Source organism: Marinobacter sp. (assembly GCF_052094685.1).
In the GTDB taxonomy this organism is placed as follows: Bacteria; Pseudomonadota; Gammaproteobacteria; order Pseudomonadales; family Oleiphilaceae; genus Marinobacter.
In genome coordinates, this window is sequence record NZ_JBQDKB010000122.1 from 1 (window position 1) to 8,703 (window position 8,703).

Here is an 8,703-nt window from a genome sequence, read left to right on the forward strand (position 1 = left end):
ACCATCTGGCTGACAGTATTTTTCAGCAAAATCACAAATTGGTCAAAAGACTCTACCTGCCCTTGCAGTTTGATGCCGTTAACCAGAAAGATGGATACCGGAATGCGTTCCTTGCGTAAGGCATTGAGGTAAGGGTCTTGTAACGAGTGCCCTTTTGACATGTGTGTTCTCCTATTTTTTAGTAAATGCAAATCGTCATTATTCAGAGCTAAATGTGGTGCGAAGTCTGACTTTTTTCAAGGCTGCCTCAACGATAAACCTGTCTTCGCTGTCCAGCCAATTCAAATCAGACCACTTCCGAAGCCATGTGAGCTGCCGTTTGGCTAGCTGACGGGTGGCGGCAACGCCCTTGCTTACAAATGTGTCATAATCATCAACACCGGCCAGATGATTCCAAGCCTGACGATAACCGACACATCGCATGGAAGGGAGATCAGGGTGTAAATCGCCTCTACCCATCAAAGCTCGGACTTCGTCCAGAAACCCCGCTTCCAGCATGTTCAGAAAGCGCTGATGTATCCTCTCGTGAAGCACTCGCCTCTCAGGAGGTCCCATAGCAAGTTGTGTAACAGTATACGGAAGCGTTGTAGCTTCGTCTGCCTGCCATTGGGTAAAATAAGTGTAATCCTCAATGCCTTGGCGGCCCGCCTCTTGCTGGCCGACCTCTTGCTGAGAGGACTGAGAGTGCTGACTGCCATCGGCTGCCCAAAAAGCCGAAATCGGCCGCCCCGTCAGACGAACAACTTCCAGCGCCCTCAACAGTCGTTGGCGATTATTCGGGTGAATCAGTTTTGCCGCTACGGGATCTATGGTTTGCAGCTCTTCGTAAAGAGTAGACCATCCCAGCCGCTGCGCCTTCGCCTCCAGGGTTTTGCGAAGTTCTGGATTGGCAGCCGGCAGCCCCGACATTCCATGCAACAGCGCCTTGAAATACATCATGGTGCCGCCCACCAGCAATGGAATACGCCCGGCACGGGAAATCCGATCCATTTCAGCCAGCGCATCCCGGCGAAAGTCGGCAGCAGAATAGGTTTCGACCGGTTCGCAGATATCAATCAGCCGATGCGGAGCCCGAGCCAACTCGTCGGCCGTGGGCTTAGCCGTGCCTATATCCATCCCGCGATAGATCATTGCCGAGTCAACGCTGATAATGTCGCAAGGCAGTTTATCGCAAAGCGCCATGGCCAGATCTGTCTTACCGGAGGCCGTAGGCCCCATCAGGAAGATGGCAGGCGGTTTTGATGGCTGGCTTGATGACACCCTAGCGCCCTCGCAGAAACAGTTTATCCAACTCTGCCAGCGTAACGAGCGTCCAAGTGGGGCGCCCATGGTTGCACTGACCACTGCGTTCTGTGGCTTCCATATCCCGCAGCAGGGAGTTCATCTCGGGTATGGTCAGCTGACGGTTTGCTCGCACTGAACCATGGCAGGCCATGGTTCCCAGAAGCTCATGGGTAACAGCTTCAACTCGATCACTCTGGCCGTGCTCAATCAAATCAGACAGTACATCTCGTACAAGTTGTTCGGTATCAGCTCCCCGCAGCAGTGCTGGAACCTGTCGAATGGCCAGCGTCTCGGGTCCTATACGCTCAATTTGCAGCCCAAGCTGTTGCAAGTCTTCTCCGTGGGTTTCTGCCAAGGCCGCCTCTTTCTGACTGACAGCAAGTGACAGGGGCACCAGCAACGGCTGGCTTTTAAGATCCTGCTCCGCCAGCGCGCGTTTCATTCGCTCGTAGGTGATGCGCTCGTGAGCCGCATGCATATCCACGACGATCATCCCGGCGCTGCCTTGGGCCAGCACATAAATGCCATGCAACTGGGCAATGGCATAACCTAGCGGCGGCTCTTCATGGCCATCTGCGCTGACAGGATGCTCCAAAGGCATTGATGCCGTCCCCGCAAACGATGCCGGCTCTTGCTGGGCGCTGACACCGCCGCCACTGAGAGACTGATAAAACGCCATCTGATCGCTAGCCCGCCAATCTTGCTGTGGCGAAGCTTGCCCTCCGAAACCCGTTGCCGGAGCCTGGCCACCAAATGAGGGTGCCGCAGGCTGCACATTCCAGGGCTGCCGGGCCTGTGTTGCCCCGTCTGTCGATGGCTCGCCCTGTCCCGAGATTTCGCGTCCGTGGGACTGAGCCACTGCGCCCCGAAAATGATCGTCCGGCCGCACATCGGCTAGAGCCTTGTGCAGCGTACGGAAGATAAAATCGTGCACCAGACGACCATCGCGAAAACGCACTTCGTGCTTGGTTGGGTGCACGTTTACATCAACCGTAGCTGGGTCAACTTCAAGGTAGAGTACAAACGCCGGATGGCGGTTGTTAAACAAAACGTCGCGGTATGCCTGACGCACTGCATGAGCAACCAGGCGGTCGCGGATAACCCGGCCGTTAACAAAGAAATATTGAAGATCGGCCTGACTGCGAGAGAACGTAGGCAAGGCAACCCAACCCCACAGGCGCAAACCTGTGGCTTCTGCATCGATAACCACCGCATTGTCTATGAACTTTTGCCCACACAAGGAACCAATGCGGCGCTCTCTGTCCAGCATGGATTCCGCTGGCCGCAGGTTCTGAATAACCCGCTGGTTGTGGCGCAGGGTAAAACCCGAATCAAATCGACTGAGCGCCTGACGTCGCACGCACTCTTCTACATGGTTGAATTCGGTTTTTTCGGTACGCAGGAACTTACGCCGCGCCGGGGTATTAAAAAACAGATCCCGGACTTCAACGGTGGTACCCACGGGGTGGGCAGCCGGTGAGATTCGCGCATCCATGTCACGGCCTTCAACTTCCACTCGGGAGGCAGCTTCTTGGCCGTCGGTACGAGAGGTCAGCGTGAGGCGCGACACGGAACTGACACTGGCTAGGGCTTCACCCCGGAACCCAAGAGATGCTACCGACTCCAGATCATCAAGGCTGACAATTTTGCTGGTGGCGTGGCGGCTGAGCGCCAGGGGCAGATCTGCTTCAGCAATACCACTGCCGTCATCGCGCACCCGGATCAGTTTTACGCCACCCTGCTCAACTTCAACATCAACATGGCCAGCGCCCGCATCAAGCGCGTTTTCAACCAGTTCTTTGACGACAGATGCAGGGCGCTCAACCACCTCGCCTGCGGCAATTTGGTTTGCCAGCCGTGGCGAGAGCAATCGGATGGAGGGCATGTTTCAGGACTACCTTTTGTTCAGGATGAGGGAATACGAATGGTTTGCCCTACCATAACACGGTCATCCCTCAGGCCGTTAAACTGCATAAGCTCGCTAACCGTTGTCTGGTTTTTCCGGGCCACACCTGAAAGGGTATCGCCACTCCGAACTTTGTACCGGCTAATGCGCCCGACACCCTGGCCGTTCTGTTTTTGCCACGCCAGCAAGGTGCCTGGCGGAGGTGTTTTCTGAAAATACTCGTCGATACCTTTCATAATGGCGCCGGCAAGTTTGCTGCGGTACCAATCTGTGGATAGGTTTTTCTCTTCCTGCGGGTTAGATATAAAGCCCGCCTCTACCAGAATGGACGGAATATCCGGTGATTTGAGAACCGCAAAGGCGGCCTGCTCCACTCCTGGCTTGTGCAAGTGAGCCACTCCGTTGAGCTTACCCAGTATGGAACTGCCCACACCCAGGCTGGCGTTGATACTGGCGGTCATGGACAGGTCAAGCAACACACCGGCCAGCATGTCGTCGCGGCCATCCAGCGACACACCTCCTGTACCACCTATGAGGTCAGAGCGGTTTTCACTCTGTGCCAACCAACGGGCCGTTTCACTTGTAGCGCCGCGCTGGGAGAGCGCAAACACAGAAGCACCCTTGGGTTGGGGCGTACGAAAAGCATCCGCATGCACCGAGACAAACAGATCGGCGCTGTATTTTCGGGCCAAAATTGTGCGATTTCTCAGGCCTATGTAATAGTCGCCGGTTCGGGTGAGCTTGGCGGTATAACCTGACTGCTTATTTACCATGTCAGCCAAAATGTGGGCCATTTTCAAGACCACATCTTTTTCACGGGTGCCCCGAGGGCCTATGGCGCCAGGGTCCTCACCACCGTGGCCCGCATCAATAACCACGATCACATCGCGCTTACCAGCTGAATCGTGGGTAACAGTTGGCTTAGTCGCTTTTTCCAAGCGACTGCCATTCTCATCAATCAGGTCCAAAACCAAACGATGCCCATACTGCTGGTTAGGCTCGAGCTGAAAACTCCGGGGCTTGATATCACTGGCAAGATCCAGAACCACTCTCAAATCCGTGCCATTGCGCGGTGCACTACGAATGCGCCGCACAGGGCTACCAGACAAGTCGAGTTTTCCAAAGTCTGTCTTCAACCGGGTATTTTTAAGATCAATCACCAGGCGCGAGGGATTGCTCAGCGCGAACATGTTATGACTAACCTTGCCCTCGGTATCCAGTACCAAGCGGGTGTGATCCGGTGCTGGCCAAATGCGGATACCTTCGACATTCGTACCAGCCTGCGCCTGCATGGTTGCTACCAGCAGCCACACGGGCACCAGCGCCATTAAGATTTTCATTGTCAGCTTGTGTTTTCTCATACAACTTGCCTGTTTATTCGGCTCAGGCCCATTAGTGGCCAGGCCCGATCAGTTCCAGTTCATTCAAAAGTGATGCACCCTGTTCAGAGCCTGCCCGGACAACCACCGAGCGGCCTTCGCCTTGATGTTCAAGGTGGATTTCGAGATCCGGCTCGGGCAGTAAACCTTCTCCACGCTCGGGCCACTCGATAAGACAAATGCTTTCGCCGTTGAAGTAATCCCGAATACCCATGTATTCCAACTCTTCCGGATCGCCCAACCGGTAAAGATCAAAGTGATAAGCCGGCGGCACCAGATCTTCGTAGGGCTCAACCAGGGTATAGGTCGGGCTTTTAACCGCGCCTTTATGCCCAAGCCCTCTTATAACGCCCCGACTGAGCGTGGTTTTGCCCATTCCGAGATCGCCGTCAAGAAACACAATCAGCCCTTGGCCCGATTGTTTTGCCAGGCGGGCCAATTCGCTACCCAGCCTCTCTGTTTCGGCTTCGCCTTCCAGAAACAGTCTGCGCTCGTTCCCGAAAATGCTCATTCTGCCCCCTTACTGCGTTTACTGGCAGGTTCGGCTTCCCGTAAAACCTGCGGCAACGCGTCAATTACGTCTGTAGGTATCAACCCCATATACCCCTTGTCTGCCGATGCTCTGCAGGCGGCCTCAAGGTGTACAGCCGCGCCCAATACAGCGGCGCAAGCTGGTGACTCAGGCATTTGAGCATAAAGTGCACCGGTAATTCCCGATAGCACATCCCCCATGCCGCCGGTCGCCATACCCGGATTACTGCCCCCGGCAATATCCACAGGGTTTAAACCAGACGCGATGATCGTTCCCGCGCCTTTGAGCAAGACCACGCCACCGTATATGGACTGCAGTTTTGTTGCCGCAGCCACTCGATCGGCTTCCACTTCCGGAACCACGCAATTCAGCAGCCTGGCTGCCTCACCCGGGTGCGGTGTCAGAATCTGATTGTCGGCAGATATTGGCGCACGGGAAGAAAGCAGATTTAAGGCGTCTGCATCCAGAACACGCGGCTTACCGCTTTCAACTACCTGTTGCAGCATTTGCTGCCCCCAAGCGCTTTGTCCCATTCCTGGCCCGCACACCACAACCGTTGCGACATCCAGAAGTGCGGGCAGTTCAGACCCATGGATCACGCCGTGAACCATGGCCGACGGGCACCTCGCCAAGGCAGCGGTTACATGCTCAGGGCGCGTAGCCAATGACACCAGGCCAGCTCCAGAACGCGCCGCTGCTTCTGCGGCAAGCAAGCCGGCACCGCCAAAGCCCCGATCTCCAGCCACCACTAAAACATGGCCAAACCGCCCCTTATGGGCGTTAGCTGAGCGCTTAGGCAACCAGTCCAGAACAGACTTCCAGCGCCTAAGTATGGCCACCGGGTTCTCGTCGCTCTCTGCGACACCGGCACCCACATCCAATGCTTCAAAAACCACGTCACCACATACCGCAGCGCCCTGCCCGGTATACAGGCCAACCTTACGACCGATAAACGTGACGGTTGTGGCGGCCTGAATTACCTCGCCCTCAGCCGCACCTGTAGTGGCATTAAGGCCAGAGGGTAAATCCACGGCCAGCACCGGACGCCCCGAGCGGTTGCAGTGTGCTATCACGGCTGCAAACGGTTCTCTGGGCGCGCCCGAAACACCTGTTCCGAGCATGGCATCCACAATTAACTCTACTTTTTCAAATACAGAGACCAATTCTGGCTCGCTTATGTCCGCCAGTTCTTGGACCTCTACACCATCCGCAACAGCCTTCTGCCAAGCCTTGAGGGCATCGCCACGCAACTTCTCGGTGGGCGCTACCGCAATACAGTGCACGGCAAGCCCATGGCGTACAGCATTCGCCGCGATCAAATACCCATCACCACCGTTGTTACCTGCACCGCACAAAACCAATAAAGGTTCTACGCCGGGCCAGCGCACAACCAGCCGGCGAAAGGCTGCACGAGCAGCAGTCTGCATCAGGTCGAAACCATCAACACCCTGCTGTTCAATTACAAATTGATCGATACGGCGCACAGAATCGGCTGAAAACAGCGCATCTGATAAACTGCCTCCAGCATGCTGTGGCATGAGCCTTTGCTCCCGTTACAGAAACCAGTTTAAGAAAATTGGCCAGCTACCTGTAAAGCATAGCAAAACAGTGGAAAAGGTCATAACTTAATCAAATTAAATATCCGTACGCCCATCCTCGGCAAGGCGGATACAACAGCGGCGTCTATGAGCACAACAGAAACCGATACAATCCCGAAACCTGAACTGTCTGATTTACCGGCACTTATCCGGCAATGGGCCAAAGACCACGGATTTTCAGATGCGGGCATTACGACCGCAGACACCGGCGTGCATGCCCAGCATTTGCAGGACTGGCTTGACAAGGGATACCAGGGCGACATGGAATACATGGCCCACCATGGGGACAAACGCTACACCCCAAGCTCCCTGGTACCCGGAACTACTCGGGTTATTTCGGTGCGTATGGATTACATGCCCACACCAGATAGCCCGAAAGAAGCGCTTACTAACCGGGAGAATGCTTATATCACACGCTATGCCCTTGGCCGTGATTACCACAAGCTGATTCGTAAACGGCTAGCCTCTCTGGCAAAACAGATTGATAACGCAGTAAGCGGCTACGACTACCGCGCCTTTGTGGACAGCGCCCCGGTACTAGAGCGAGCACTGGCACAGCGAGCGGGCCTAGGCTGGATTGGCAAGAACAATATGCTGATACATCCAAAGGCTGGGTCGTTCTTTTTCTTGGGCGAGATATTCACCAGTGCGCCCCTGCCGGTGGACCCTGGTTTTAACACCGACCATTGCGGCAGCTGCTCATCTTGCCTGGATATGTGCCCAACAGATGCGTTTATGGGGCCTCACAAGCTGGATGCCCGGCGCTGCATTAGCTATCTCACAATTGAGCTGAAAGACAGTATTCCGGAAGAATTGCGTTCGCTGATGGGCAACCGAGTGTTTGGTTGCGATGATTGCCAGCTCGTGTGTCCTTGGCAAAAATTCAAAAAACCGACTCAAGAAGATGATTTTCAGCCTAGGCACGGCTTAGATAACAGCTCTTTGGCTGAACTGTTTATGTGGTCGGAAGAGCAGTTTTTGAAGCGTACAGAGGGCTCGGCTATTCGCCGTACAGGGTACGAGGGCTGGTTGCGCAATTTGGCGGTAGGGCTGGGCAATGCGCCGTCTACCATCCCGGTGATTGAGGCCTTGAAACAGCGCGCGGACTATCCTTCGGATATGGTCCGCGAGCATATTCAATGGGCTTTAGCGCAGCACGGCTTATAGCTTGAAGAAATGTTCCCGGTAGTGGCGCAGCTCGTTGATAGAATCGCGGATGTCGTCTAGCGCTAGGTGACTGCCTTTCTTTTGTACACCGTCTAGTACATCTGGGCGCCAGCGGCGGGCCAGTTCTTTTACGGTAGAGACGTCAAGGTTGCGATAGTGGAAGAAGTCTTCCAGTTCGGGCATGTATTTCACGAGGAAGCGGCGGTCTTGGCCGATGCTGTTGCCGCACAGGGGGGATTTCCCCTTTTCCATGTATTCTTTCAGGAAGGCGATGGTTTGCTGCTCAGCTTCGGCTGCGGTGGTTTTGCTTTCTTGAACGCGCCTGGTTAGGCCGCTTTCACCGTGGGTTTTAGTGCACCATTCGTCCATGGCTTCCAGCAGGCTGTCGGGCTGGTTAATCGCGACAACTGGGCCTTCGGCTACTAGGTTGAGTTCTGAATCGGTGATGATGGTGGCCATTTCGATGATGCGTTCTTTTTCCGGGTCTAGGCCGGTCATTTCCAGATCAATCCAAACTAGGTAGTTGCCTGCTGACATTCTGTTTTCCTCTAAACTCTCGGACTTTGGTGAAAGGCGTGGCTACTTCTTGCTGTCCGGGAACCGCTACGAGCACCCCTGCGGGGTCCGGCCAGCAATCACAGATTGCTGTCGTTCGGCTGCGCATGAAGCTTCGCTTCATAAACGCTTGCCTCACCCATTGGCGCTTGTCGTCGGCCATCCATGGCCGCCGGCATTCCCGGACAGCAAGAAGCAGCCCCACCCCGTAGTTCGGTGATATATCCCGCCTAGCAGCCTGTCGGACTTGCACCTGACAGACAGCGTTTAAAGTGATCTTGT

The 8,703-nt window shown here is 55.1% G+C and carries 9 protein-coding genes; 1 reads left to right on the forward strand and 8 read right to left on the reverse strand.

The genetic code is table 11. The features are described from left to right. The 6 genes from hfq to ACTH3S_RS16755 form a co-directional block, all read right to left on the reverse strand. Positions 1 to 161: RNA chaperone Hfq (gene hfq, locus ACTH3S_RS16730; RefSeq protein ID WP_441810154.1), on the reverse strand; the 161-nt coding region annotated here is incomplete at its 3' end. 37 nt (positions 162 to 198) lie between these two features. After that, positions 199 to 1,218, reverse strand: a complete 1,020-nt coding sequence (miaA, locus tag ACTH3S_RS16735) for a tRNA (adenosine(37)-N6)-dimethylallyltransferase MiaA (protein ID WP_441810155.1) — start codon at positions 1,216 to 1,218, stop codon at positions 199 to 201. Positions 1,219 to 1,261: 43 nt separating this feature from the next. Continuing rightward, complete coding sequence (gene mutL, locus ACTH3S_RS16740) at positions 1,262 to 3,169, reverse strand: DNA mismatch repair endonuclease MutL (protein WP_441810148.1); 1,908 nt, start codon at positions 3,167 to 3,169, stop codon at positions 1,262 to 1,264. 20 nt (positions 3,170 to 3,189) lie between these two features. Continuing rightward, positions 3,190 to 4,518: an N-acetylmuramoyl-L-alanine amidase gene (locus tag ACTH3S_RS16745; RefSeq protein ID WP_441810156.1), complete on the reverse strand. Its 1,329-nt coding sequence runs from the start codon at positions 4,516 to 4,518 to the stop codon at positions 3,190 to 3,192. Positions 4,519 to 4,582: 64 nt separating this feature from the next. Continuing rightward, on the reverse strand, positions 4,583 to 5,080 hold the full coding sequence (tsaE, locus tag ACTH3S_RS16750) for a tRNA (adenosine(37)-N6)-threonylcarbamoyltransferase complex ATPase subunit type 1 TsaE (protein ID WP_441810149.1): 498 nt from the start codon (positions 5,078 to 5,080) through the stop codon (positions 4,583 to 4,585). After that, complete coding sequence (locus ACTH3S_RS16755) at positions 5,077 to 6,639, reverse strand: NAD(P)H-hydrate dehydratase (protein WP_441810150.1); 1,563 nt, start codon at positions 6,637 to 6,639, stop codon at positions 5,077 to 5,079. The genes tsaE and ACTH3S_RS16755 overlap by 4 nt, the downstream gene beginning before the upstream one ends. Before the next feature lie 147 nt (positions 6,640 to 6,786). On the opposite strand from ACTH3S_RS16755, the gene queG reads away from it, so the two are divergent. Further along, positions 6,787 to 7,866, forward strand: coding sequence for a tRNA epoxyqueuosine(34) reductase QueG (gene queG, locus ACTH3S_RS16760; protein WP_441810151.1), 1,080 nt, complete (start codon positions 6,787 to 6,789; stop codon positions 7,864 to 7,866). On the opposite strand, the gene orn is transcribed toward queG, so the two are convergent. Then, a complete protein-coding gene (orn, locus tag ACTH3S_RS16765; RefSeq protein ID WP_441810152.1) occupies positions 7,861 to 8,403 on the reverse strand; it encodes an oligoribonuclease in 543 nt (180 codons plus the stop codon). The two genes, queG and orn, sit on opposite strands and share 6 nt — an antisense overlap. Next, on the reverse strand, positions 8,372 to 8,703 hold a 332-nt coding region (locus tag ACTH3S_RS16770), incomplete at its 5' end, for a hypothetical protein (protein WP_441810153.1). The genes orn and ACTH3S_RS16770, both read right to left, overlap by 32 nt.